The sequence below is a fragment of the Nocardia aurantia genome, assembly GCF_009604425.1.
GTDB classification, from domain to species: Bacteria; Actinomycetota; Actinomycetes; order Mycobacteriales; family Mycobacteriaceae; genus Nocardia; species Nocardia aurantia.
The window spans coordinates 141678-167544 of sequence record NZ_WEGI01000010.1; the positions used below are offsets into that span (position 1 = coordinate 141678).

At 69.9% G+C, this 25867-nt stretch carries 20 protein-coding genes; 12 read left to right on the plus strand and 8 right to left on the minus strand.

What is annotated here, in order from left to right:
• The first annotated feature begins 17 nt into the window (after nucleotides 1-17).
• The 3 genes from NRB56_RS22865 to NRB56_RS39195 are packed head-to-tail and all read left to right on the plus strand — an operon-like array spanning nucleotide 18 to nucleotide 3298.
• The gene (locus NRB56_RS22865; protein ID WP_319943380.1) at nucleotides 18-560 is read left to right on the plus strand and encodes a hypothetical protein; all 543 of its coding nucleotides are present in this window, start codon (nucleotides 18-20) and stop codon (nucleotides 558-560) included.
• Between the two features lie 42 nt (nucleotides 561-602).
• A complete protein-coding gene (locus NRB56_RS22870; protein WP_153345509.1) occupies nucleotides 603-2501 on the plus strand; it encodes a TraM recognition domain-containing protein in 1899 nt (632 codons plus the stop codon).
• Nucleotides 2498-3298, plus strand: a complete 801-nt coding sequence (locus NRB56_RS39195; protein ID WP_319943381.1) for a DUF4913 domain-containing protein — start codon at nucleotides 2498-2500, stop codon at nucleotides 3296-3298. The genes NRB56_RS22870 and NRB56_RS39195 overlap by 4 nt, the downstream gene beginning before the upstream one ends.
• A gap of 145 nt (nucleotides 3299-3443) precedes the next feature.
• Here NRB56_RS39195 and NRB56_RS22880 read toward each other — a convergent pair whose 3' ends face one another.
• Nucleotides 3444-4007 (minus strand): hypothetical protein, encoded by a 564-nt coding sequence (locus NRB56_RS22880; protein WP_153345511.1) that lies wholly within the window; start codon nucleotides 4005-4007, stop codon nucleotides 3444-3446.
• A gap of 300 nt (nucleotides 4008-4307) precedes the next feature.
• On the minus strand, nucleotides 4308-5171 hold the full coding sequence (locus tag NRB56_RS22885) for a peptidylprolyl isomerase (RefSeq protein WP_319943382.1): 864 nt from the start codon (nucleotides 5169-5171) through the stop codon (nucleotides 4308-4310).
• A 172-nt stretch (nucleotides 5172-5343) separates the two neighbouring features.
• Here NRB56_RS22885 and hisS point away from each other — a divergent pair, with 172 nt between their 5' ends.
• The 3 genes from hisS (at nucleotide 5344) to NRB56_RS22900 (ending at nucleotide 8623) form a co-directional block, all read left to right on the plus strand.
• On the plus strand, nucleotides 5344-6621 hold the full coding sequence (hisS, locus tag NRB56_RS22890) for a histidine--tRNA ligase (RefSeq protein WP_319943383.1): 1278 nt from the start codon (nucleotides 5344-5346) through the stop codon (nucleotides 6619-6621).
• Between the two features lie 98 nt (nucleotides 6622-6719).
• On the plus strand, nucleotides 6720-7364 hold the full coding sequence (locus NRB56_RS22895; RefSeq protein ID WP_319943384.1) for a hypothetical protein: 645 nt from the start codon (nucleotides 6720-6722) through the stop codon (nucleotides 7362-7364).
• A gap of 251 nt (nucleotides 7365-7615) precedes the next feature.
• Nucleotides 7616-8623: a malate dehydrogenase gene (locus NRB56_RS22900; protein WP_319943385.1), complete on the plus strand. Its 1008-nt coding sequence runs from the start codon at nucleotides 7616-7618 to the stop codon at nucleotides 8621-8623.
• Nucleotides 8624-9350: 727 nt separating this feature from the next.
• Here NRB56_RS22900 and NRB56_RS22905 read toward each other — a convergent pair.
• The 3 genes from NRB56_RS22905 to NRB56_RS22915 form a co-directional block, all read right to left on the minus strand.
• Nucleotides 9351-10220, minus strand: a complete 870-nt coding sequence (locus NRB56_RS22905; RefSeq protein WP_153345517.1) for a TIGR03619 family F420-dependent LLM class oxidoreductase — start codon at nucleotides 10218-10220, stop codon at nucleotides 9351-9353.
• Between the two features lie 382 nt (nucleotides 10221-10602).
• Nucleotides 10603-12552: a hypothetical protein gene (locus tag NRB56_RS22910; protein WP_153345519.1), complete on the minus strand. Its 1950-nt coding sequence runs from the start codon at nucleotides 12550-12552 to the stop codon at nucleotides 10603-10605.
• A gap of 3 nt (nucleotides 12553-12555) precedes the next feature.
• The gene (locus NRB56_RS22915; protein WP_153345522.1) at nucleotides 12556-12879 is read right to left on the minus strand and encodes a type VII secretion target; all 324 of its coding nucleotides are present in this window, start codon (nucleotides 12877-12879) and stop codon (nucleotides 12556-12558) included.
• A gap of 230 nt (nucleotides 12880-13109) precedes the next feature.
• Between NRB56_RS22915 and NRB56_RS22920 the strand changes: the two genes are divergently transcribed.
• The 4 genes from NRB56_RS22920 (at nucleotide 13110) to NRB56_RS22935 (ending at nucleotide 18262) form a co-directional block, all read left to right on the plus strand.
• On the plus strand, nucleotides 13110-14099 hold the full coding sequence (locus NRB56_RS22920) for an NAD-dependent epimerase/dehydratase family protein (RefSeq protein WP_153345524.1): 990 nt from the start codon (nucleotides 13110-13112) through the stop codon (nucleotides 14097-14099).
• Between the two features lie 31 nt (nucleotides 14100-14130).
• Nucleotides 14131-15150 (plus strand): Rv2578c family radical SAM protein, encoded by a 1020-nt coding sequence (locus NRB56_RS22925; protein ID WP_153345525.1) that lies wholly within the window; start codon nucleotides 14131-14133, stop codon nucleotides 15148-15150.
• Nucleotides 15151-15260: 110 nt separating this feature from the next.
• Entirely contained in the window at nucleotides 15261-17183 is a 1923-nt protein-coding gene (locus NRB56_RS22930; RefSeq protein ID WP_153345527.1) for a 2-oxoacid:acceptor oxidoreductase subunit alpha, read from the plus strand.
• Entirely contained in the window at nucleotides 17183-18262 is a 1080-nt protein-coding gene (locus NRB56_RS22935) for a 2-oxoacid:ferredoxin oxidoreductase subunit beta (protein WP_153345528.1), read from the plus strand. The genes NRB56_RS22930 and NRB56_RS22935 overlap by 1 nt, the downstream gene beginning before the upstream one ends.
• 80 nt (nucleotides 18263-18342) lie before the next feature.
• Here the strand turns inward: NRB56_RS22935 and ypfJ are convergent, their stop codons facing one another.
• Nucleotides 18343-19263 (minus strand): KPN_02809 family neutral zinc metallopeptidase, encoded by a 921-nt coding sequence (gene ypfJ, locus NRB56_RS22940; RefSeq protein WP_153345529.1) that lies wholly within the window; start codon nucleotides 19261-19263, stop codon nucleotides 18343-18345.
• A 187-nt stretch (nucleotides 19264-19450) separates the two neighbouring features.
• Between ypfJ and aspS the strand changes: the two genes are divergently transcribed.
• A complete protein-coding gene (gene aspS, locus NRB56_RS22945; RefSeq protein WP_319943386.1) occupies nucleotides 19451-21277 on the plus strand; it encodes an aspartate--tRNA ligase in 1827 nt (608 codons plus the stop codon).
• A 54-nt stretch (nucleotides 21278-21331) separates the two neighbouring features.
• Here aspS and NRB56_RS22950 read toward each other — a convergent pair whose 3' ends face one another.
• Entirely contained in the window at nucleotides 21332-22495 is a 1164-nt protein-coding gene (locus tag NRB56_RS22950; RefSeq protein ID WP_153345530.1) for a DUF2189 domain-containing protein, read from the minus strand.
• Nucleotides 22496-22859: 364 nt separating this feature from the next.
• On the opposite strand from NRB56_RS22950, the gene NRB56_RS22955 reads away from it, so the two are divergent.
• Nucleotides 22860-24029, plus strand: a complete 1170-nt coding sequence (locus NRB56_RS22955) for a phosphotransferase family protein (protein WP_153345531.1) — start codon at nucleotides 22860-22862, stop codon at nucleotides 24027-24029.
• An 84-nt stretch (nucleotides 24030-24113) separates the two neighbouring features.
• Here NRB56_RS22955 and NRB56_RS22960 read toward each other — a convergent pair whose 3' ends face one another.
• The gene (locus NRB56_RS22960) at nucleotides 24114-25775 is read right to left on the minus strand and encodes a CocE/NonD family hydrolase (RefSeq protein WP_153345532.1); all 1662 of its coding nucleotides are present in this window, start codon (nucleotides 25773-25775) and stop codon (nucleotides 24114-24116) included.
• Between the last annotated feature and the right edge of the window lie 92 nt (nucleotides 25776-25867).

The window sequence follows — 25867 nt, forward strand, 5'->3', positions numbered from 1 at the left end:
GCCGGATAGCCTGGAAGGTGACGGCACAACGCACGATCCTGGGGGTGATGCTGATGGCGAGTGTCACGCTGTCGGCTGCCGCGTGCGGCTCGGGCGAATCCGGATCGCCGGCCGAGCCACCCGCCTCCACCACCCGCCAGTTGGCGGCGGTGCCCGCGCCGGATCCGAGCACGCCGGACGGGGTCGCGGTGGCGGCGTTGCAGCAGGTCTACACCTGGAATCCGGCGACGGAGGCCCCGGGTGCGTCGCTGGCCCGGGCCCGGAAGTGGCTGGGGCCGAGCCTGATCCGCACCCTGGACACCCCGCCGACCGGTGTCGACACCCCGAAACCCTCGCTGCAGTGGGCGGATTGGGGCCGGGAGGGCGCGCACGTCGAGGCCTTCACCTTCGCGTCCGGAGAGAAGGCGCCCGTCGGCGATCCGGACCATCAGCAGTACAAGATCGGAATAGAGCAGACCGTCGTCCATCCCGACGGGCGGCGCGAGCCGTTGCCGCCGGCGACGGTCATCGCCACCGTCGTCCGCACCACGGACGGCTGGCGGCTCGACGGATTCCGCTGAGCGGCAACAGAACACAGTTCGAACCACCACAGGAGGTTCCAGATGGCGAAAAAGCTGCAGGACCCGGCCGTTCCGGGTCCGGATCACCAGCTCATCTTGGTGTACATCGGTTTCGCCACGTTCGGCACCCTGTGGGTGGCCCTGCACCTCGGCAACGCGCTGTCGGTGACCAAGCAGAACATCCCCATCAACCCGATCGCCACCGTGATCCAGTTGGTCAAGGGGCAGATCCATTGGCCGCTGGCGTCCACCGCGATCGTGCTGCTGGTCATCGCGGCCTATGTGGCGTACCGGGTCTGGCGCAAGGAGAAGAAGAAGCGGGCCGGCAAGGGCAAGCTGCCCGTCGACGCCAAGGCCGAGCACATGGGCAGCGGCAGCGCCATCGCGGCGCTCACCGCGGCGGGTGCGCGGGAGAAGGCCACGCAACTCGGCCAGAACCTCGGCGAGGACGACGAACCCGGTGTGCCGATCGGCATCTCGGTGGCCGACGGCACCATGCTCTACGGATCCTACGAGGATCTGCACATCGACATCTGGGGACCGCGGCAGGGTAAGTCGACCTCGCGGGTGATCCCGGCGATCCTGTCGGCGATCGGGCCGGTGCTCGTCACCTCCAACAAGCGCGACGTGGTCGACGCGACCCGGGATGTGCGGGAGGCCAAGGGTTCTCCGGTGTTCGTGTTCGACCCGACCGGTGTCGCGGGGGAGGAGCCCCGGTGGTACTGGGATCCGCTGACCTGGGTCGACCCCCGGCACGAGGGCGCCGAGATGCGCGCCGCCCGGCTCGCGGGCCACTTCGCCGACGCCGACAGCGGCTCCGACGCCGGCGGCGACTCCTTCTTCGATCCCGAGGCCGAGGATCTGCTGGCCGGCCTGTTCCTGGCCGCCGCCGTCTACGGCAAGCCGATCACACAGGTGTGGGAGTGGGTCACCAATCCGCTCGACCCGGAACCGGTCGAGGTGTTGCGTGCCGCGGGTGAGCACTTCACCCTCAGTGCCTCCGGTCTGTCCGCGCAGTACAACGTCGATCCGCGTACCCGCAGTGGCATTTTCGGCACCGCCAAGAAGATGGTGCGCTGCCTGAAGCTGTCCAACGTGCACGACTGGGTGATCCCGGGCACCACCGCGCTGCGCGACGGCGGCACCGTCACCCGGATCCCGTTCGACGAACTGAATTTCATCGAGGACAACGGCACGCTCTACAGCCTGTCGCTGGAGGGCCGCGGTTCGGCGGGCCCGCTGGTCAGCGCGCTGACCGAGGCCATCATCGACGTGGCGATGCGCCGCGCGTCGCGCTCCTACGGCGGCCGGTTGCCGGTCCCGTTGCTGGCGGTGCTGGACGAGGCCGCGAACGTGGTGCGCTGGAAGGATCTGCCGAAGCAGTACAGCCACTTCGGTTCTCGCGGCATCGTGGTGATGACGGTGTTGCAGTCGTGGGCGCAGGGCGTGCGGTGCTGGGGCGCGGCCGGGATGGAGGCGTTGTGGTCGGCGGCCAACATCAAGGTCATCGGCAGCGGTATCGACGACACTCACTTCCTCACCGATCGGTCCGAGGCCATCGGCGACTACGAGGTCATCTCGCAGTCGATGTCGGAGTCGAAGGGCGGCAAGAGTTATTCGCGGTCGCTGAGCTCCTCGCGCACCTTCAACGTGAACGCGCTGGTGACGCTGCCACGCGGCCGGGTCATCGTGTTCACCTCCGGTGCGCCCGCGGTGCTGGTACGCACCGTGCCGTGGTGGGAGGGGGAGTACGCTGACGCCGTACGCCGCTCGATCGAACGCCACAACCCGGCTCGCCCGCACCGGACGGACATGAACGATCTGATCGCCCAGCGTGAACTGATCACGGCGAACACCCCGGAGGAGCCCGCCGCTCCGGCCGAGCCCTACTATGGTCAGCCCCAGCAGCACGGACAGCCCGAGGAGGTCCGGCCCCTGTGACCGAGCCGGAGCAATTGCCCACGTACTACCCGAATGTCGCCGCGTTCGTCGAGGGGTATCTGGTCCAGATCTATCAGCGCCAGGTCACCGACACGACCGATGCGGTCTGGTGCCCGGAGTGGTGGAAACACACCGAGGCGGTCATCCGGATGGAGGCCCTGTGGCGGGCGTGGGAACACTACCGCCGCAATCCGCGTACGGGGCTGAGTATCTGGTTCCTGGACCACGCCGATCGGCACATGGCCAAGCTGTTCGACGCGAACGGGCCGTTCAAGTACTGCGGTGTGCGCAAGGGGCATCAGGAGCTGTTGTCGCCGCTCATCCTGACGCAGCCACCGAAAGGGATGTTCCAGGACATCGAGGGCGCCGGCACGGCATACAAGTCCGCGGTCGAGTTCGTCGAGAACTACCTCAGCCTGCTGTATCAGCGGCAGGTCAGCGACACCACGGACAGTGTGTGGTGCCCGTCGTGGTGGGAGCACACCGAGGCGGTCGCGCGACTCGACGCCACCTGGCGGGCCTGGGAGCGCTACCGCCAGGTGGCGGAGACCGGTTTGAGCGAATGGTTCAACGAGCACGCCGATCCGCACATGGCCGTCCTCCTGGATCCGCGTGGGCCGTTCCGGTATTGCAGTGTGCGGCAAGGGCACAAGTCGCTGCTGGGGCCGCTGCCGACCACTATCGCGCAACCGGAGATGTTCGCGGATCTGGACGATCGGGACAAGTACGTCGTCGACCGGGACGCCTCACAGCGGCGGGGCGGTCCGGACCGGACAGTCGCGGGCGGCTCGGACTGAACAGCCGCGGCCGGCTCGGATCGAATAGCCCTGGGCGGCTCGGGCCAACAGCCGCGAGTGACTCGGACCGGGTGGCCGTGGGCGGCTCGGTGCGGGTGGCGCCGAGTGGGTTTCCGCCGCGAAACCCACTCCGGGACACCGTTTCTCAGCGGCTGCGCTCGAGCCCGCGCTGACGGGCCAGTTCCTGTTCGCGCAGGCGCTTGGCCAGTCGCTCGTTGTCGTCGGGCACGGAACGCACGGCCTCGGAGGCGGGCTGGGCCTGACCGACCTCCATCAGCATCCGGATCTGGCGGAGTTCCGGTGCGACACCGATCTTGGTGAGGTGGGCGGCGAGAGCCGTACGGCGCTCCGCAGAGTCGTACCGGACGGCCGGTGCGGCGGCTGCTGCCGCCTGTGCCTCACCGCGGGCCGCGCTGGCCTCGGCGGCGAACCGGTCCCGTTCCAGCGACACGCCCGGCCGCTCGAGCGGCGGACGGTCCAGCATCCGGGTGAGCTCCACGTTGCGCGGATCCTTGGCCTTGGACTCGCGCGCCTCGCGCAGGGCGAGTTCCTTGGCGTCCTTGATGCGCTGCTCGGTGACCTTGACGCGGGCCTCGGCTTCCTTCTGGCCCCGCTCGCGGGTACGCAGCGCGACCAAGGTCGCGAGCTGCAACATTTGCTTCATCAACGCCGCGGTTTCGCGGCCGATGTCGTCGAGTTCCTCGGCCATTGCCTGCTCCCCGAGTCGCAGTGAACGCTATGAATGATCGTGCCGGTCGCCGAGCGACGTTGTACCTCGTTCTACGAGGTTACAGCGGGAACGGAGGCGATCCTTACTCGAACCGTGCAACGAATACATATAACTCACATTTCCGGCGTCCCGGGCGGAGCGCCGGATCTTCTCCGGAAACAGGATGCCGCAACCGGACGTCCTGTGCCAGTGCCACCGGGCATGTCGGGCGAACACGGCGGGAAGCCGCGACCGGCCCGGTGCGATGCACCGGGCCGGTCGCGTGAAAGATGTACCGGGTCAGCCGATTCGGGCCGATTCGAAGGTGACCGGCAGGTTCGGTTTGCCGCCGCCGGCGGTGGTTGCCATCGATTCGTCGTCGCCGCCCGCGGCGATCTTGTCGAGGGTGGCCAGGCCGGGCTCGTCGACGGTGCCGAAAATCGTGTACTGCGGCGGGAGTTGGGAATCGCCGAACATCAGGAAGAACTGGCTGCCGTTGGTGTCGGGTCCCGCGTTGGCCATCGCGACGACGCCGCGCTGATAGCTGACCGGATTCTGCAGCGCCGGATCACCTTGGGCGAACTGGTCGGTCGGGTACTCGTTGGCGAACTGGTAACCGGGACCGCCCTTTCCGGTGCCCGAGGGATCGCCGCACTGCAACATCTTCAGGCCCTGCGTGCTCAGCCGGTGGCAGGGCGCGCCGTTGTAGAAGCCCTGCTGCACGAGGCTCGCGAAGCTGTTCGCCGTGCAGGGCGACGCGGCGGCGTTCAGGGTGATGCCGATGGGGCCCTGGCTGGTGTCGATGCTCACCTTGGGCGAGTCCTGGGTGGACACCTCGGTCTTCTCCGGCTTGGTGGCCGGCTTGGCGGCCGGGCCGGCGTCGGTGTAGGTGCAGGCGACCGTCGCGGCCTTCGGCTTCGGTGCCGCCGGGGGCGCGACCTGTGGCGTGCTCGACAGCGACGCGTCGGGCGCCGCGGTGGTCTTGTCGCTGTCGCCCTTGGTCAGAAAATAGATCCCGACACCTGCCGCGATCACGACCACGACGCCGACGACCGATCCGGCGATGGTGAGCTGTTTGCGCTTGCGGGCCCGTTCGGCCTGCCGCTCCAATCGCCGTTCCAGCTTCCGTTTCGCTGCCGCCCGTCGTTGCTCGTTGCTCGGCACTACCAGATCCCTTTCTGTGTCGTGGCGCCGCCCTCCGTCGTGGCACCACTTGCGGCATCGCGGTCGCGAGCTCCGGCGTAAGAGTCTGCCATCACTTCCTGAGGAGAGCCCGAGACGGCGCGCTCACAACCGGTTGGACTCGAGGTACGGCGGTAGGGGAGACTGGACGATCGTGACCAAGACCAGCAGCTTCACCGCCCCGAAGGGTGTCCCGGACTATCTGCCGCCCGCCTCCGCCGAGTTCGTCGCCGTGCGCGACGGGCTGGTGCGCACCGCGCGACTGGCCGGATACGGACATGTGGAGCTGCCGATCTTCGAGGACACGGCGCTGTTCGCCCGCGGCGTCGGCGAGTCCACCGATGTGGTCAGCAAGGAGATGTACACGTTCGCCGATCGCGGTGAACGCAGCGTCACATTGCGGCCGGAGGGCACGGCCGGCGTCATGCGCGCGGTCATCGAGCACGGCCTCGATCGCGGCCAGCTGCCGGTGAAGCTCTGCTACGCGGGCCCGTTCTTCCGCTACGAGCGGCCGCAGGCGGGCCGCTACCGGCAGTTGCAGCAGGTGGGCGTCGAGGCCATCGGGGTCGACGATCCGGCGCTGGACGCCGAGGTCATCGCCGTGGCCGATGCCGGGTTCCGGTCGCTGGGCCTGGCCGGGTTCCGGCTCGAGGTCACCTCCCTGGGCGACGACACCTGCCGGCCGCAGTATCGGGAACTGTTGCAGGAGTTCCTGTTCCGCCTGCCGCTGGACGAGGAGACCCGGCGCCGCGCCGAGATCAACCCGCTGCGGGTACTCGACGACAAGCGGCCCGAGGTCAAGGAGATGACCGCGGACGCGCCGCTGATGATCGACCACCTGTCCGAGTCGGCGAAGACGCACTTCGAGCAGGTGCTCGGATATCTGGACGCGCTGGGTGTGCCGTACGTGGTCAACCCGCGGATGGTCCGCGGGCTGGACTACTACACCAAGACCACGTTCGAATTCGTGCACGACGGCCTGGGGGCGCAGTCCGGGATCGGCGGCGGCGGGCGCTACGACGGGCTGATGGCCGAGCTCGGCGGGCAGCCGCTGTCCGGGATCGGCTTCGGGCTCGGCGTCGACCGCACGATCCTGGCCCTCGCCGCGGAGGGCAAGGCCGCGGCCGGTCCGGCCCGGGTGGACGTCTTCGGCGTCCCGCTCGGCGACGCGGCGAAACAGCGCCTGGTGGTGCTGGCCGCGCAGTTGCGCTCGGCGGGTGTCCGGGTCGACCTCGCCTACGGCGGCCGTGGCGTGAAGGGCGCGATGAAGGCCGCCGACCGTTCGGGCGCCACGTACGCGCTGGTCCTCGGCGACCGCGACCTCACCGAGGGTGAGATCGGCCTGAAGGATCTGGCCACCGGCGAGCAACGGCAGATCCCGATCGACGAGGCCGTGACCACGGTCTCGGCCGCGCTCGCGGCGGATCGGTAGTACGGTCACTGGGCCACCAACTGTCGTGTCGCACTGCGCAATTCGAGTGCGGCCCGGCGGTTGCCCGGCTGTCGACCCGGAACGGACGAGTGGGACGCGTGACCGACGAACCGAAACCCGAACCGCCGCAACCGATCGGCCTGGATCTCATCGCGCCCGAGATGTACACGCCGATGCTGCGGCGATTGTCGCTGGCCGCGATCGGGATCGGCATCGTGATGGGCCTGTTGCTGGCGCTCGCGGTGCCGTGGCCGATCGCGGTCGTCGCCGGTGTGGTGCTCGGCGCACCCACCGCCCTGTACGCGCTGGCGGTGCAGCGGCGCCGAATCTGGCTGGCGGGCACCGTCATCCGGGCCCGTACGATCTTCGGCAGCCGGCGGCTGGACGTCGCCGAGGCCACCGGGGTCGAGATCCTGATCTTCCCCGGCCGGTTGTCGCGGATCGTGTTGCGCGTCACCGCGGGCGGTGCCCGGCAGGTGGTGCCGCTGGCGATGTACACCGATGCCGGCAGCGGCCGCGAACTGCATATCCTCGGCCTGCGCCGGCTGGCGGACGCGCTGGCCGCTAGTCCGCTGGCCGCCGCGCTGGCGGTGTCGGACGTGCTGGTCGGCCAGTTGCGGGCCGAGGCCCGCGACGCGGTGCTCGAGGAACGCCCGCTGTACCGGGCGGTGCGGTCGGTCCGCTCCCGCGACAGCGTGCAGCCGGTGGTGCTCAGCGATCGCGACATCGCCGCGCTGGGCTGACCCGGGGCGGTCCCGGATAACGCTTCGGTAACGCGAAAACCGGTACGGGTCAACAGTTTTCGTCGAATTTCGCCCGATTTGCGGCATTGTCGCGCGGGCCGGGTGTCGTCTTCCTCACTGGCCGGCGTCCACGGCGGTGAACAGGATTAGGGTGAGGTCGACAGGCCCTCGGGACGAGCCCGGGCCGCCGCGGCGCGACCGTGGTCCGGCCGGCGCGAGCCCGCAACGTACTCGGATCGCTAGGAGTTTTCGTGAGTGTTGTCGCCCGGACTCCCGTCACCGTCACCGTGACCGGTGGTGCCGGCCAGATCGCCTACGGGCTGCTCTTCCGGATCGCCGCCGGAGACATGCTCGGACCCGACACCCCGGTTCGATTGCGGCTATTGGAGATTCCGGCCGCGGTCCAGGCGCTGGAGGGTGTGGCGATGGAACTGGAGGACTGCGCCTTCCCGCTGCTGGAGTCGGTCGACATCAGCGACGATCCGTGGGACGGCTTCTCCGGCGCGAACGTCGCGGTGCTGGTGGGCGCCCGCCCCCGCACCGCCCGGATGGAGCGCGCCGACCTGCTGGCCGCCAACGGCCCGATCTTCACCGATCAGGGCGCCGCGATCAGCGCCAGCGCCGCCGACGACGTGCGGGTCCTGGTCGTCGGCAACCCGGCCAACACGAACGCCTTCATCGCGATGAGCAACGCGCCCGAGGTGCCGGCGGAACGCTTCACCGCGCTGACCCGCCTCGACCACAACCGCGCCATCGCACAGCTGGCCCGCCGCACCGGCGCCGCGGCCGCGGACATCGCGCGAATCACGGTGTGGGGCAACCACTCCGCCACCCAGTATCCCGATCTGGGACACGCCACCGTCGCGGGCCGTCCGGCCGCCGGGGCGGTCGGCGATCCGGCCTGGGTGCGTGACGAGTTCATCCCCACCGTCCAGCGCCGCGGTACCGCGATCATCGAGGCGCGCGGCGCGTCGTCGGCGGCGAGCGCCGCGGCGGCCGCGATCGATCACATCCGCGACTGGACCCTGGGCACCGCTCCCGGCGACTGGGTGTCGATGGCCGTGCCGTCCGACGGCTCCTACGGCGTGCCGGAGGGCCTGATCAGCTCGTTCCCGGTCACCTGCGCGGCGGGGGAGTACACCATCGTGCCCGGCCTGGAGATCGACGAATTCTCCCGCGAGCGCATCGACGCCAGCGTCGCGGAACTGGAATCCGAGCGCGAGGCGGTCATCGGCCTGGGCTTCGCCAAGCATCCCTGAGGGGCGGCCCGAGCGGACCGGGACACGGCCTCCGGCGGCAGCCGGGGTGCCAGGGATGGCCGGGATGGCCCGGGGTGCCAGGGATGGCCGGGATGGCCCGGGGTGCCGGGGATGGCCGGGTGCCAAGTTGGCCGGGTGCCGGAGTGCCGGGGGTGGCCTGGGTGCCCGGGTGCCAAGGTGGGCCGGAGTGTCAGGTGGCCAAGGGGCCGGGGGTACCCGGGTGCTCGGGTGCCAAGGTGGCCGGGGTGCCGGGGTGCCAAGGTGGTCGGGGTGCCGGGGTGCCAAGGTGGCCGGGGTGGCCGGGGTGCCGACGTGGCCGGGGTGCCGGGATGCCGACGTGGCCGGGGTGCCGGGATGCCGACGTGGCCGGGGTGCCGGGATGCCGACGTGGCCGGGGTGCCGGGATGCCGACGTGGCCGGGGTGCCGGGGTGGCCGGGGTGCCGGGATGCCAAGGTGGCCGGGGTGCCGGGATGCCAAGGTGGCCGGGGTGCCCGGGTGCCAAGGTGGCCGGGGTGTCGGCGTGCCGGGATGCCAAGTGGCCGGGGTGCCAACGTGGCCGGGGTGCCAACGTGGCCGGGGTGCCCGGGTGCCGGGGTGCCAACATGGCCGGAGTGTCAGGTGGCCAAGGGGCGGGGTACCGGTTCCGCCCGATCATCGCGCCGTTCGTCCGATCATCGACAGCGTGGTCGGCCGAACGGCGCGGCTCTCCCGTGCGGCGAGCAACCGTCAGCACTTCGCGATGACGGAATTCCCGTAGCGTTCGAGGTGCGCGATCTTCTTGGCCAGCGGCTCGGTGTCCTCGCCCGCTACGTACGGGTAGCGGAAGCCGACGATCACGTCGGTGACGCCCTTGTCCTCCAGCCGCTTGATGCCGTCGGTGGTGTAGGCGTCCACGGAGGCGACGTGGATCTCGAACGGGAGGGTGCTCTCCCGCTCGGGCAGCAGTTCCGTGAGCCGGGCGAGCATCCGATCGAGGTCGGCGGGATCGCCGCCGGCGTGCATCCAGCCGTCGCCGAGCCGGGCCGCGCGCCGCAGCGCCGCCTCGCTGTGCCCGCCGATCAGGATCGGCACCGGCTGCGTGGGCGCCGGCGTGATCTTGATCTTCGGGAAGTCGTAGAACTCGCCGTGGTACTCGAAATACTCGCCGCCGCACAGCCCGCGCACCACCTCGATGCACTCGTCCATCCGCTTGCCGCGCTTGGCGAACGGCACGCCCATGATGTCGAAATCCTCCGGCCACGGGCTGATCCCCACCCCGAGCCCGAACCGGTTGCCGCTCAGATACGCCAGCGACGCGGTCTGCTTCGCCACCAGCACCGGCGGCCGGATCGGCAGCTTGATCACGAACGGCGTGAACCGCAACCGGGTCGTCGCGGCGGCCAGCGCCGCGGACAGCACGAACGCCTCGATGAACGGCTTGCCGTCGAGGAACTCCCGCGACCCGTCCGGCGTGTACGGATACGTGGAATCCGACTCGGCCGGATAGGCGATGCTGTCGGCGATCGACATGCTGTGGAACCCGGCCGCCTCGGCGGCCTGCGCCAGCGGAATGTAGTGCGCGGGATCAGTCATCGCCTCTGCGTAGGTGAAGCGCATCGGTGCAGTCCTCTCGAAATCGCGAAAAACTAGAACAGATTCTAGTTCTCTCCGCGATGCTAGCGGCCACCCCACCACCCCGGCACAGTTTCCCCCGACCGAGACACGTGGATCTGCCGCGGGTCCGCGCGGAACGGGGTTCTGAGGGAGGATGTCGGGCAGCGCTCGAGGACGACGCCATCGGCCTCGGTACGACATCTGCAACGGCCGCGGCGACCGCGTCCGGGCGAAGTCGAGATCGCGACGAACCTGAAGGGCGGTGGCTCGTCCGAGGAGGCCGCGGGCCGACCGCGGCTGCCGACCGGAAACCGGCTGCCGACCGGAAACTGGAAACCGGCGGACGATACCCCCCGGCCGACTCGGCGAGCGATTCGGCTCGTGGTCAGAGCCGGTCGTTCTCGTATTCGTAGATGATCTCGTCCTGGTGGGTCTGGCCGATCACCTCGGGGGTGGTCTCGCCGAGGGAGCCGGTGAGGTCGCTGTTGCCGGTGGCGCTGTGATACGGCTGCACCGTGCGGGACTTCTGGTCCTCGTTGTCGCGCTGGGCGGCCGCGCCGGGCGCGCCGAGGAAACCGCCGCCGCCCGCGCCCTGGCCCGGTGCCCCGGGCATGCCCGGACCGAACGGGACGGCGGAGACACCGGCGGCGGGACGCAGGCCGGGGACCGAGCCGCCGGGGCCGCCGGGGTGAGCGCCGCCTCCGCCGCCGCCCACGCCGCCGGAATATCCGCCGCCGCCGTAGGATCCGAGGCCGCCGTAAGAGCCGGGGTGAGCTCCGTTGTAGCCGCCGTAGCCCGCGGCGACGGTGGCGTCTCCGGTGCCGAGGCGGGAACCGAGCGAGTCGCTGCCGAGGCCGACCGTGCGGGCGTTGTCGCCGGAGAGGATCTGCTGCGCCTCGTCCAGCATCGGCTGGCCGATGTTCTGGGCGGCCGCCTGGGCCGCATCGTTGAGAGTGGCGGCGTCGGCGCCGGTCAGCTGTTGCACGACGCCCGCCAATTGGGCTGTGTAGCCGGACAATTCGGCGCGGGTGGCATTGACGATCGATACCGCTTGGCCGAGCGACTCGGTGGCGGTGGTGATGAGCGTGGCCTGCCCCGGCGGGGTGAACACGACGGGCGCGAGCGCGGTGGCCTCGGCCGCGAAGGCCTGGGCGATCGCGGTCAGCTGGACGTTGCCGCGCTGGATCACGCCGGCGGCCTGTTCGGTCAGCTGCGAGATGTCCAGGCCGCGCTGGCTCGTGTCCTGCCCCTGCGCCTGGGCCCGCTGACCGGCCTCCTGGGCGCTGCGTGCGGACTTGCCCTGCCACACCTGGTCGACGGTCTTGAACGCGCCCGCGCCGACCTGCATCGCGGCCTGGATGACCTGGGAGCCCTGGCCGATGATCGAGGCCGGGTTGACCGCGCCGAGGACGCCGGTCCCGAAGCCGCTCAGCAGATCGAGGAACGGTTTGAGCAGGGCGTCGGCGCCGGGCACGGCGGGCAGCGCCAGCCCGTGCAGCAGGGCGCCGACCGGATCCGGCGGGAGCGCCGGAGCGACCGCCGGGGTCGCGGCGGCCGCCGAGGCGCCGCCGGCCGCGCTGTGTGAGGCGGCGACCGCAGGAGCCGCAGACGAGGTCGCGCCGACGGCGGAGGTGGTCGCCGCGTGTGCCGCATCGAGGCCGGCGGGGGTGGTGTTGTACGCCGCCGTGCCGACGGAGGCCGGGATGGTGCCGAACTGTTGCGCCGCGCCGATCGTCGCCGAGGTGATGTCGAACGGCTGGGCAGAGCCGCCCGGGACGGATCCGAACGACGGCGCAGCCGCACCGGGAGCGGCGGGCATACCGAACGGCTGGGCCGAACCGAGGGCCGCGGCGGCCGCATGCGCCGCGCCGGGGGGGTGTGGCACGGTTCGGCGTTGTTCGGTCGAATGTGTCGCTCCCGCAAGTGGATTCAGTGCGGGGAATATCGTGTCGTGGGCATCGGCGAGTAACTCCGGTGTGTCGCCGCGCGCGATGTGCGGGTCGCCGGGTCCGACGGTGTCCGTCGGCGTGGGCCCGCCGAGGCCGGTCGGGTGCGTGGCGCCGAGCAGGGGATCGTCGAATTCGTCGATGTCGGCCGGTGTGGATCCGCCGGGACCGGCGGGGTGCGTGCCGAGGAGCGCCGAGGTATCGGCCTCCTCGAACTCCTTGTGCGCCACCGCGAATGCGGGTGGATCAGGCGGGAGCATGTCGTCGGGCCACTGCGGCAGTTCCAGCTCGAGCATCGGGCCGAGGGTGCCGCCCGCGGTGATCAGTTGCTGAACCGGGAGGGGCTCGGCCTGCGCGCCGATCACACCGGTGTCGTATCCGGAATCCATTGCTCAGCCCCCGATCTGCTCGCCGATGGCGCCGAGTGCGCCGGCCAGCGAGCCGTCCGCGTCGTCGAAGGTCGCCGCGGTGCCGAATGCCGCCTTGCCGATGTGGTCGACCTTGGCGGACAGATCGTTGACATCGTGCGCGTGCAGGACCTGCGCGGCGGCGAACATCGCGAGATAGTCGGCGCCGATGAGGCCGAAGACCGGAGTCATGGCGACGATGTGCTGGGTGGCGTCGTAATTCGCGGTGCCCGCGATGTCCGCGGCGACACCCTGGTTGGTGGCGGCGAATTCGCGCACCGCCGTGGTTTCCACCGAGAGATCGGCCATCGGTGTTCCCCCATCTGTGCTCGGTCCTGACATTGTCCGCCCGGCTGCCGGGATTCGCGAACGATAACCTCGAGCAACCCGGACCGGGCAGTGTTGCTCCGGGGCACTCGGGTGTGGCTGGGCCTCAATATAACCGACGGGCCCGACAGGTTTCGACCCTTCGAATCGCCCACCTGAGAACAAAATTAGAACTTGTTGCAAATTAGAACAAGTTCTATATTCTCGTTTGCATGAAGGTCGCAGTCACCGGCGCAGCCGGGTTCCTGGGTACGAACCTGCTCCACCGATTGGTGGAGCGTGGTCACGAGGTGACCGCTATCGACCGGGTCCGTCCCACCGGCGCCGTGGACCCCAACATCGACTGGATCTCCGCTGACGTACTGGATCCGGTGTCGATGCGCGCGGCGCTCGCGGGTGCGGAGGTGGTCTATCACCTGGTCGCGGTGATCACTCTCGCCCATCGGCACGATCTGGCCTGGCGGGTGAACACCGAGGGGGTGCGGGTGGTCGCGGAGGCCGCGCGCGAGGTCGGCGTGCGCCGCTTCGTGCACACCAGCTCGATCCACTCGTTCGACCAGTACAGCTGCGGCGGCCGGATCGATGAGAGCTCGGCGCGGTCGACAGCCGCGAATCTGCCGGTCTACGACCGCTCGAAGTGGCAGGGCGAGGTCGAACTGCGCACCGTGATCGACGCCGGACTCGACGCGGTGATCTGCAATCCGACCGGCGTGTACGGGCCGATCGACCACACCGGCTCGCGGATCAACACCACCCTGCGCGACGCGGCCCGCGGGCTCATCCCGGTGATGATCGGCGGCGGATTCGACCTGGTCGATGTGCGGGATGTCGCCGACGGCCTGCTGCTGGCCGCCGAACACGGCCGCACCGGCGAGAACTACCTGCTCACCGGCGAGATGGTCTCGATGCTGGAGCTGACCAGGCTGGCGGCCGCCGGCAACGGCAAGCGCGGCCCGGCGTTCGCGATTCCGGCGAAGGTGATCTCGGCCGCGATCCCGGTGCTGGAGCCGATCGGCAAGCTGTTCGGCAGCGATCGGGTGTCGCGCGCGGCGATGGGCGCGCTGCTGGCCGCGCCCGTGGTCGACGGCGCCAAGGCCCGCGCCGAACTGGGCTACCGGCCCCGGCCGACCGCCGACACCGTGCGCGATCTGATCGCCTTCTACAACGGGGATCTCGCCGACCGCGCGGGTGCGAGTGCTTGACAGGGCTTAGAACACCTGTTCGAATGGTCGGATGCGGTGGCAGCGGCAGAGCCTGAACGCCGACGACGGCGCTCTACCCGGCCTGGAGCGGGCCGGGTTCGTGCGCACCGTGCGCACACCGGAATTCGAGGGCGTCACCTTCCACGAGGTGTTGTGCAAGAGCGCGCTGAACAAGGTGCCGGCGAGTTCCGGCGTGCCGTTCGACTGGACCGTCAACACCATGCGCGGCTGTTCGCACGCCTGCACATACTGTTTCGCCCGCAGTACCCACGAATATCTGGATCTCGACGCCGGTCGCGATTTCGATTCCCAGATCGTGGTGAAGACCAATGTCGGCGCGGTGCTGCGGCGCGAACTGGCCCGGCGGTCCTGGCGCCGGGAACCGGTCGCGCTGGGCACGAACACCGATCCGTATCAGCGGGCCGAGGGCCGTTATCGGCTGATGCCCGGAATCATCCGGGCGCTGGCCGATTCCGGCACGCCGTTCTCCATCCTGACCAAGGGCACGCTGTTGCGCCGCGATCTGCCGTTGTTGCGGGCGGCCGCCGCCGCGGTGCCGGTGCGGCTCGCGGTCTCGATCGCGATCCTCGACCTCGACCTGCACCGCGGCCTAGAGGCGGGTACGCCGAGCCCCCGGGCCCGGCTGGAGCTGGTGCGGGCCCTGGCCGACGCCGGATTCGCCGTGAATGTGATGGCGGCCCCGATCGTTCCGTATCTCACCGACGGCACCGCGCACCTGGAGGAATTGTTCGGGTCCATCGCGGCGGCCGGCGCGGCGAGTGCCGTCGCGATCCCGATGCACCTGCGCGGCAGTACACGCGGCTGGTTCCTGGAGTGGCTCACCGCCGCGCACCCGGCGCTGCTGCGGCGTTATCGGCAGTTGTACGGTCGTGGGGCGTATGTCACACCGGAGTATTCCGGGTGGCTGCGGGATCGCATCGACCCGCTGCTGGACCGGTACGCGCTACGGTCCACGCGTCCAACGGAATCCGATGCACGCCCGGTACCGGTCGCGCAAGGCGAATCGCAATTGTCGTTATTCACAGTCTGAATCGCGTCGTAGCGTGGCAACTCGGGTGTGTCCCGGTGCGAGCGGAGTAACTTGGCGTGTGGTATCGCAGACCAGGCGAGTGGCCGACTCAGAGGAAGTGATGCGGGCGCATGGGCAGTATCGAGAAGCTGGAGAAGGTCGTCATCCGGTTCGCCGGCGATTCCGGTGACGGTATGCAGCTGACCGGTGACCGGTTCACCCACGAGGCGGCCGCATTCGGCAACGACCTCGCCACGCAGCCCAACTTCCCGGCCGAGATCCGCGCGCCACAGGGCACACTGCCGGGCGTGTCGTCCTTCCAGATCCAGATCGCGGACTACGACATCCTCACCGCGGGCGACCAGCCGGATGTGCTGGTCGCGATGAATCCCGCTGCGCTGAAGGCCAATATGGCCGATCTGGCCCGCGGCGCGACGATCATCGTCAACACCGACGAGTTCACCAAGCGCACCCTCGCCAAGGTCGGTTACGGCGCCGATCCGCTGGCCGACGGCACATTGGCGGATTTCGTGGTGCACCAGGTGCCGATGACCTCGCTGACGCTGGGCGCGACCGAGTCGACCGGGGTCGGCAAGAAGGACGGCCAGCGCGCCAAGAACATGTTCGCACTCGGGCTGCTGTCCTGGATGTACGGGCGGCCGATCGGCGGCACCGAGCAGTTCATGCGCGAGAAGTTCGCGGCCACACCGGCCATCGCGGAGGCGAACATCCTGGCCTTCCGGGCCGGCTGGAACTACGGCGAGACCACCGAGGCGTTCGCCACCACCTACGAGATCGCGCCCGCCGCGCTGCCGCCCGGCACCTACCGGCAGATCACCGGCAATACCGCGCTGGCCTACGGCCTGGTCGCCGCGGGGCAGCTGTCCGGTCTGCCGGTGTTCCTGGGCACGTACCCGATCACCCCGGCCTCCGACATCCTGCACGAGCTGAGCAAGCACAAGAACTTCGGCGTCACGACCTTCCAGGCGGAGGACGAGATCGCCGGAATCGGTGCGGCGCTGGGTGCCTCGCTCGGCGGGTCGCTCGGGGTCACCAGCACCTCCGGCCCCGGCCTGGCGCTCAAGAGCGAGACCATCGGCCTGGCGGTGATGACCGAACTGCCGCTGATCGTCGTGGATGTGCAGCGCGGCGGCCCGTCCACCGGCCTGCCGACCAAGACCGAGCAGGCCGATCTGCTGCAGGCGCTCTACGGCCGCAACGGTGAGTCGCCGGTCGCCGTGGTGGCGCCACGCTCGCCGGCGGACTGTTTCGCGGCGGCGGTCGAGGCGGCCCGGATCGCGCTGACCTACCGCACTCCGGTGCTGCTGCTGTCCGACGGCGCGATCGCGAACGGTTCGGAGCCGTGGGCGATTCCGGTCGTCGGCGACCTGCCGCGCATCGACCCGGCCTTCGAGGGCGAACCGGGGGAGGCCGTCGACTTCCAGCCCTACGCCCGCGATCCCGAGACGCTGGCCCGCCCGCTGGCGGTACCCGGCACCAAGGGGCTCGCGCACCGCATCGGCGGGCTGGAGAAGGCCGACGGCAGCGGCAACATCTCCTACGATCCGGCCAATCACGAACTCATGGTCCGGTTGCGGCAGGCCAAGATCGACGGGATCACCGTGCCCGACCTCGAGGTCGACGATCCCTCCGGCGCGGCCGAACTGCTGATCATCGGCTGGGGCAGCTCCTACGGGCCGATCGGTGAGGCCTGCCGGCGGGCCCGCCGCCGGGGCGTGCCGGTCGCGCAGGCGCATCTGCGGCATCTGAATCCGTTGCCCGCCAACACCGGTGATGTGTTGCGGCGGTATCGCGTGGTCGTCGCGCCGGAGATGAACAACGGCCAGCTGTCCATGCTGCTGCGGGCCCGCTACCTGGTCGACGTCCGGCCCTGGACGAAGGTCGCGGGCACCGCCTTCTCGGCCCAGGAACTCGTCGGCGTCATCGATGCCGCGCTCGACGGCACCATCGCGGAACTGGAACAGGACAAGGCGTTCGCCGCGCGGGCCCGGGCAACCTATCGCACCACCGTGTCACAGACAGGGGGAAACTGATGACCATCATCGAAACCTCGCTGGTCGGAACCGATCTCGGCCTCACCGGGCTGTCCGGGGTACCCGCCGCCGAGGGTCCGCAGAAGGTCAAGGAGTACACCTCCGATCAGGAGGTGCGGTGGTGCCCGGGCTGCGGCGATTACGTCATCCTCGCCACCGTGCGGAGTTTCCTCGCGGACCTCGGTCTGCGCCGCGAGAATCTGATGTTCGTCTCGGGCATCGGCTGCTCCAGCCGCTTCCCGTACTACCTCGACGCGTACGGCGTCCACTCCATCCACGGCCGCGCCCCGGCCATCGCGACCGGTCTCGCCGTCACCCGGCCCGACCTGTCGGTCTGGGTGGTCACCGGTGACGGCGACGCGCTGTCCATCGGCGGCAACCACCTGATCCACGCCCTGCGCCGCAACGTGAACATGACGATCCTGTTGTTCAACAACCGGATCTACGGACTCACCAAGGGGCAGTACTCGCCGACGTCGGAACCCGGCAAGATCACCAAGTCGACCCCGATGGGCTCGGTCGACCATCCGTTCAACACGCTCTCGGTGGCGCTGGGCGCCGAGGCCACCTTCGCGGCCCGCGCCCTGGATTCCGACCGCGCCGGACTCACGGAGGTACTCCAGGCCGCCGCGACCCACCGGGGCACCGCCTTTGTGGAAATTTTGCAGGACTGCCCGATCTACAACGACGGCTCGTTCGACGTGCTGCGCCGCGAGAACGCGGAATCGCATCTGATCCGCCTGAGCCACGGCCGGCCGATCCGATTCGGCGCCGACGGTGAATTCGCGGTGGTGCGCAACGGGTTCGGGGTCGAGGTGGTGCGCGCCGACTCCGTCGCCGAGGCCGACATCGTGGTGCACGACGCCTACACCGACGATCCGGAATACGCCTACGCGCTGTCCCGGCTGTCGGATCAGGAGCTGACGCACGTGCCGGTCGGCATCTTCCGCAGCGCCTCGCGACCCACCTACGACGACGGGGTGCGGGCGCAGTCGGAAATCGCCCGGGAGCGCAAGCCGGTCGGTCCGAACTCCCTGCAGAACCTGTTGTCCGGCAAGGAGACCTGGACCGTCGCCTGAACGAGGCCGCCGCAGCGCGCGGCCGAACTGTCCGGTTTCGCACCGGGCCGGCAGTTCGGCGACGTACCGCGTCGGCGTGCTCAGTTGCGCACGGACGGCGGATTGTTCAGGTCGGCCGCGGAGAAGGTGTCGCAGGCGCGGACCTGACCGGACTGGTATCCGGCCAGGAACCAGGCCCGGCGCTGATTGGCAGCGCCGTGCGTCCAGGACTCCGGATTGACCCGGCCGGTGGCCGCCTTCTGGATACGGTCGTCGCCGACGGCCGAGGCGGCCGACAGCGCGTCCTGAATGTCCTTGTCCGTCAACGGCTTCAGGAACGGCTGGTTGCTGCCCGGGGCGGGCAGCTTGTCGGCGTAGGAGGCCCACAGGCCCGCATAGCAGTCCGCCTGCAGTTCGGTGCGGACCGAACCCGATTGCGGCCCACGCGGATCGCGCTGCGATCGGCCGGAGTCGCCCAGCAGGTTCTGGATGTGGTGGCCGACCTCGTGGGCCACCACATACTCCTGCGCCAGCGGGCCGCCGCTGGCGCCGAACTTGGTGACGAGTTCCTGGAAGAAGCTGGTGTCGAAGTAGGCGGTGCGGTCGGCCGGGCAGTAGAACGGCCCGACCGCGCTCGACGCGTTACCGCATCCGGTGCCGACCGAGCCGCTGAACAGCGTGACGGCCGGCTTCACGTAGTTGCGGCCGGTCTGCTTCGGGAGTTCGGTGGCCCAGACCGCGTCCAGGCTCTGCGCGGTGAGCGCCACCCGGCAGTCGACGTACTTGTTGGCGTCCGCGCCCGTCTTGCAGTGCGATGGCAGGTTGCTCATCGCGGCGGGCGGCTTGTTCTGCGCGCCGGTGAACTGACCCAGCAGCGAGCCGGGGTCGCCACCGAACAACAGCGCCAGGACCAGCAGGATCAGGCCACCGGCGCCACCGCCGAGCGCGATCATGCCGCCGGTGCCCGGACCGCCGCTCCCGACCCGATCCGGATCGATCTGCATTCCCTCGTTGAAGGTCATCGCTACCCTCTCGCCACGGCCGGCGGTCGCCCATCAGGTACCGGCGGGACCGCTGCCTCCGGCCTCGCCCTCTACAGCTTGGCACGGCGAGACGGATATCGGTTTCCATCCCCCGGACGTGTCTCTCTACGATGAAGGCGCGCCGGCCGCCGTCCGCCGGCGCGACCGAGCCGTCGAAAGGAATCCCGTGCTGCGCACCCACTTGGCCGGCTCGCTTCGCAGCGAGCACGCCGGTTCGACCGTCACCCTCACCGGTTGGGTGGCCCGGCGGCGAGACCACGGTGGCGTGATCTTCATCGATCTGCGCGATGCGTCGGGGGTCTCGCAGGCGGTGTTCCGGGAGGGCGCCCCCGCCGAGCAGGCGCACCGGCTGCGGGTCGAGTACTGCGTGAAGGTCACCGGCGTGGTCGAGGCCCGGCCGGAGGGCAGCGAGAATCCGAACCTGCCGACCGGTGCGATCGAGGTGAACGTCACCGCGCTGGAGGTGCTCAACGAGAGCGCCCCGCTGCCGTTCCAGCTCGACGAGCAGCCCGGCGAGGAGGCCCGCCTCAAGTATCGCTACCTGGACCTGCGCCGGGAGGGCCCGGCGCACGCGATCCGGCTGCGGTCGAAGGTCAACGCCGCCGCTCGCGAGGTGCTGGCCCGGCACGCGTTCGTCGAGGTCGAGACCCCGACCATGACCAGGTCCACGCCCGAGGGCGCCCGCGACTTCCTGGTGCCCGCCCGTCTGCAGCCGGGCAACTTCTACGCGCTGCCGCAGTCGCCGCAGCTGTTCAAGCAGTTGCTGATGGTCGGCGGCGTCGAGCGGTACTACCAGATCGCCCGCTGCTACCGCGACGAGGACTTCCGCGCCGACCGGCAGCCGGAGTTCACCCAGCTCGACATCGAGATGAGCTTCGTCGAGCAGGAGGACGTGATCCTGCTCGCCGAGGACATCCTCGCCGGGCTGTGGAAGCTGGTCGGATACGAGATCCCGGCGCCGATCCCGCACATGACCTACGCGGAGGCGATGCGCCGCTACGGCTCCGACAAGCCGGACCTGCGGTTCGGCATCGAGATCACCGAGATGGCGGAATACTTCGCCGACACCCCCTTCCGGGTGTTCCAGTCGCCGTACGTGGGCGCGGTCGTGATGCCCGGCGGCGCGAGCCAGCCGCGGCGCCAGCTCGACGCCTGGCAGGAGTGGGCCAAGCAGCGCGGCGCCAAGGGCCTGGCGTACATCCTGATCAACGAGGACGGCACGCTCGGCGGCCCGGTCGCCAAGAACCTCAGCGACGCCGAGCGGGAGGGACTGGCGAAGTACGTCGGCGCCGAGCCGGGCGACTGCGTCTTCTTCGCCGCCGGCGACGCCAAGACCGGTCGCGCGTTGCTGGGCGCCGCGCGCGGCGAGATCGCCCGGCGCTGCGGCCTGATCGATGAGAACGCCTGGGCGTTCGTGTGGATCGTGGACGCCCCGATGTTCGAGCCGGCCGCCGACGCCACCGCGAGTGGCGATGTGGCTCTTGGGTATTCGGCCTGGACGGCGGTGCATCACGCGTTCACCTCGCCGAAGCCGGAGTCGCTGGACAATTTCGACACCGATCCGGGTTCGGCGCTCGCGTACGCCTACGACATCGTCTGCAACGGCAACGAGATCGGCGGCGGTTCGATCCGTATCCACCGCCGGGACGTGCAGGAACGTGTGTTCTCCGTCATGGGTATCGGCCACGACGAGGCGCAGGACAAGTTCGGCTTCCTGCTGGACGCGTTCTCCTACGGCGCGCCGCCGATGGGCGGCATCGCCTTCGGCTGGGACCGGATCGTGGCGCTGCTGGCCGGGGTGGACTCGATCCGCGAGGTGATCGCTTTCCCGAAGTCCGGTGGCGGCGTCGACCCGCTGACCGATGCGCCCACCCCGATCACCGCGCAGCAGCGCAAGGAGGCCGGGCTGGACGTCGTACTCGGCCCGGACGGGAAACCGCTGCGCAAGGACGACAAGGTCGGCAAGGCGCCCGGATCGAAGGACGCCGAGTAGCCGTCCAACCCTCGCGAACCGCCCGGATGCCGCTCGGCATCCGGGCGGTTCGCGTTACACCACCAGCCCGCCGCTGAGCAGCCGGTAGGAGTAGGTGACGCCGATGGCGGTGAGCGGGCCGACCACCAGCAGTCCGATGCCGCAGAGCAGGCAGGCGAGGAACGTGAGCGCCGCCACCGACACCGCCAGCAGCAGCAGTGGCCCGACATGGGCGATCACGAGGCGGGCGCTGGCCTTGATCGCGTCGAACGGGCCGAGATCCTGATCGATCACGAAGTGCAGCGAGAACATGCACAGGAAGCCGACGATCAGCGCCGGCAGGATGCACAGGGCCGCCGCGATGGTCGCGAGCACGAAGACCAGCAGGGCCGTCAGGAGGACGTTGCCCGCGTTGACGAATCCGAAGAAGGACTGGAAATCCGGTGGTGTGCCGTCGGTTTCGAGTAGCGCACCGCGAATCATGGCCGCCTGCAACAGCCATACCACCACGGCGGCGATCAGGAAGAGCAGCAACAGCGCCGGCAGCGACTGCACGTCGCCGACCCGGATCACCAGTGTCACGGCCAGATACGTGGCGAAGCCGACGAGTGTCACCGCCACCCACGGAATCGCGTTGGCGCGGAAGCGATCCCAGCCGTAGCCGAGTGCCCGGCCGGCGCCGTAGTCGGTGCCGTACGAGGCCGGCCCGTACATCGGCGCGGTGGCGCCCGCGCCCGCCGGGGCCCAGCCGCCCTGCTGGTAGTCGCCCGGGTACGCGCCCTGCGGATACTCGCCGGTCGGGTAGCCGCCCTGCGGGTAACCCCCGGCCGGATGACCCCCGGGCGGGTACGAACCAGGCGGGTACGAACCAGGCGGGTACGAACCGGCCGGAGGATAGGAACCCGGGTACTCCCCGCCCGGATATCCGCCCTGTTCGGGGCCGGAACCGGGCGGCCCGTACACCGGTTGGGCGGTTCCGTGGATCGGCGCGCCGCCGACGGGGGGTATCGGCGCGCCGCCACCGGGACCGGCACTCCCGATCGGAGCCCCGGCGGCCGGGATCGGGGCGCCGCCGGCGCCGGCCGGCGGCATCTGCCCACGTCCGCCGGGAGCGGGCGGGATCGGCGCGCCCCCGGCCGGCCCCACGGGATGCGCGGGTGCGGCACCGGCCGGGGGCAGGGTGCCGTACTGTCCGGTTCCGGTACCGCTGAGCTGGGAATGTTCGACAGAACCCGGCAAATCGGGCCGAGTGTGGCCGCTTTCCGACGGACCGGTTTGCTGATGCCCTCCCGCCGGTGCGGGGTGTCTGTGTTCACCACCCTCCGCGGGCTGATCGCCGGATGCGGAGTGCGGGCTGTCGGTCATCGTCGCGAGCCTTTCGGATCACCCGGGTTATGGTGTGGCGCACAGCAGTTGCGGTCGACACAACCGGACCCTTCCGATTGTGTCAAGCAAGCCGCGCGGGTGTCGACGTACCCCGGGAGCCGCTGCGATCAGCCTGCCGCGGCGGTAGCCTGACGGTGACAATGACACGCCGGGCGACGCGCGAAAGGTTGCGTAACCGCTCGCTGAAAGTGACCACATGCGAGTACCTTGGGACTCGATGACCGCACTATTGGCCGAACGCGCCGCCGAAGTCGTGTCCGCGGCACAACAGTTGCTCACAAAGCGAATGGGTGCTCCGGTAAAACTGAGTGATCCGATCGAGCTCAGTGGCAGTGGCAGAACGACCGTACTTCGCGTGCGTGTAGCGGAGAACTCCTTTTCACTTCCCCGGACCTTGATCGTGAAGCAGGCCCGCGGGGCAGGTGACGACCGTCGAATCGGCGGCCTGGCTCCCGGCGTGGCGAGCCTCGATTCGGCGTTCCTACGCGAGGCGGTGTCGTACCAGTTCACCACCGCGCTGTCGAGCGAACATCGCCCCGGCGCCTACCTGCTGGCACACAGCCGCCCCGACCGCCTGCTCATCCTCAGCGACCTGGGCGAGAACACGTCCCTGACCCAGGTGTTGCAGACCGGTTCGGATCCGACCCGCCGCAACGCCCTGATGGCGTTCGCGCAGGCGCTGGGCCGCATGCACGCGGCGACGATGGGCCGCGAGGAGGACTTCGTCGCGCTGCTGCGCCGCGCCGCCGTGGTGCAGCGCCTCGACGGCATCGCCGAGCAGGCGGAATCCGCCGTCACCGAGGTGCCGCGGTTGTTGCAGCGTGAACTCGGCATCGAGGTGCCCGGCGAGATCGCCGAGCGCATCGTCCGTGGCAACCGGCTCTTCTCGGCCGGTCGGTTCCGGGCCTTCAGCCCGTCCGACCTGTGCCCGGACAATGTGATCCTCAACGACGAGGGCGCGCGGTTCCTCGACTACGAGTGGGGCGGTTTCCGCGACGCCACCCTGGACATCGCGTACGCGCTGGTGTCGTTCCCAGGCTGCCTGTGCGATTTCGAGCTGTCCCGCGAACGCAGCCGCCAGATCATCGAGGCGTGGCGTTCCGAGGTGGTCGGCGTCTGGCCCGCCCTCATGGACGACGACATGCTGGCCGAGCGGATCCTCGAGGCCCGGCTGATCTGGGTCTGGCTGACCACCTACTGGTTCCTGCCGGCCGATCACGCCCGGATCGCCGCCGCCCGCGAGCACGGGCTGTCGATCCCGCGGTCGGCCGCGCTGATCAACCGCTGGGCCGCGCTCGCCGAGGACGCCCGCTGCACCGGCGACGACCCGCTGGGCGACTTCGCCGAACACGTCTCGGCGACGCTGGAGGAGTACTGGGAAGAATGACCGTGCCGCCGGATCCGGCGTAGCACGCGTCCCATTTCGAGCACCGCGGCCCGGTGCCGGTCGTCCGGCCGGCACCGGGCCGTTTCAGCTCACGATCGGCAACACCAGGCAGGACGGGTGCTGCGCGTCGTACTGGATGGTGTGCGTCGAGGGCCGCAGTTCGGAGCCGGTACCCGGATTCTCGCCCGTGCCCAGGTTGCGCGCGAACTGCGGATGGGAACCGCCCGCCACGATCAGCCGGATCCGGTGCCCGGCCTCGAACCGATGGGCCGTCGGGCGCATCCGGACCACGACCGGGCCCTCCTCGCGTTCCGGATCGAGCCGCACGTAACCCTCGGTGATACTCGTGGAGCGGCCCTGACGGTCCACATCGCTGAGCCGGACGAACAGGTCGGCGTGCGGATTGTCGGTGCTGTGGTCGAGGTCGACGACCGGCGTGCCGAACACCTGCACGTCCTCGGTGAGCAGATCGCCGGTGAAGGCGAGGACGTCGTGGCGGCCGGCCAGTCTGGCGTCGTCGCGATAGCCGCCGCCGCGCATCAGCGGCCCGCCGACGGTGGGTGTCGGCGCCGACGGATCGAAGGTGAAGGTCGCGGGCGTCGCCGGATTCCGGGACGGCTCCTCGATCAGGGTGCGGGCCGGGCCGAGGTACAGCTCGAACTCCTCGGTGGCCGGCGGCCAGACCTCCAGGTCCTCGCGCCACTCGTCCACGCCGGTGGCGTACACCTGGATCGGCGCCTTCCGGTTCGGCTCCTCGCGGCCGGCGAGATGTTCGTCCAGCCACTCCAGGGTCTGGGTGGCGATCAGGCCGGCGGCCTTGGTCGCCATGTCCAGGTGGGTCCACGGCCCGACGGTCAGCGCCACGTCGACGTCGCGTTCCTGCAGCCGGGTGTACTGCCGGATCGTCTGCTCCAGGAAGATGTCCTGCCAGCCGCCGATCAGCAGCACCGGCGCGGTGACCTTGTCCAGCGCGTCGCGACGCTGGATGGGCGCCCAGTACGGATCCGACAGGTCGGGATGGGTGACGATGTCGCGATACCACGGCGCCGCACCCTGGAAGTGCCGCTCCGCGACGTCGGCCAGCGGCAGCCCGTTCTGCACCTTGCGCAGCGCGCGGAGGGCGCGGAGCCGGCGCAGCGGATTGCGCGCGCCCGATTCCTCCTGATGCGCGATCACCTCGCTCCAGGTGAGCATGTCCAGATTGAACGCCCCGGTACCCCAGTGGTACCGGCTGAAGTCGTGCGGCGCCATCACGATCACCGCGGCGGCCGGCTGCACCGGCGTGTCCGACAGCAGCGCCCACTGCGTGAAGCCCAGATACGACGCGCCGACGGTGGCGAACGAGCCCGTGTACCAGTCCTGCTTGTACATCCAGAACAGCACGTCCTGCCCGTCCTCGGCCTCGGTGCGGGCCGGCTGGAAGGTGCCGCCCGAACCGAAGGTGCCGCGGCTGGACACGAACAGCACCTGATATCCGTGCGCCGCGTACGGCCGGGCGGAGGCGAGTGTCATCGCGAGACCGCGGCCGTAGGGTCCGCGCATCAGCACCGTCCCGATCGGATCGTCCAGCGGCCGGTACAGATCGGCGGCCAGTTCCACCCCGTCGCGGGTGGGAATCCGCAGGTCCCGGGTGATCGTGTAGTCGTTGGTGCCCTGGGGGAGTTTCAGAAGCCTGCGACCGGCATCGTCGACCAGTCGGTCGAGAAGGCCGCGTCCGGTGGGAATGCTGTCGTCGATGACCGTCATACTCCGCGATTTCGTCCTGAGGATCGCCCGGTGGCGACCCGGTTTCCGAAGGAAAGATAGCCGGTGCGTGGCGGAGTTGTCGGACAACGGCG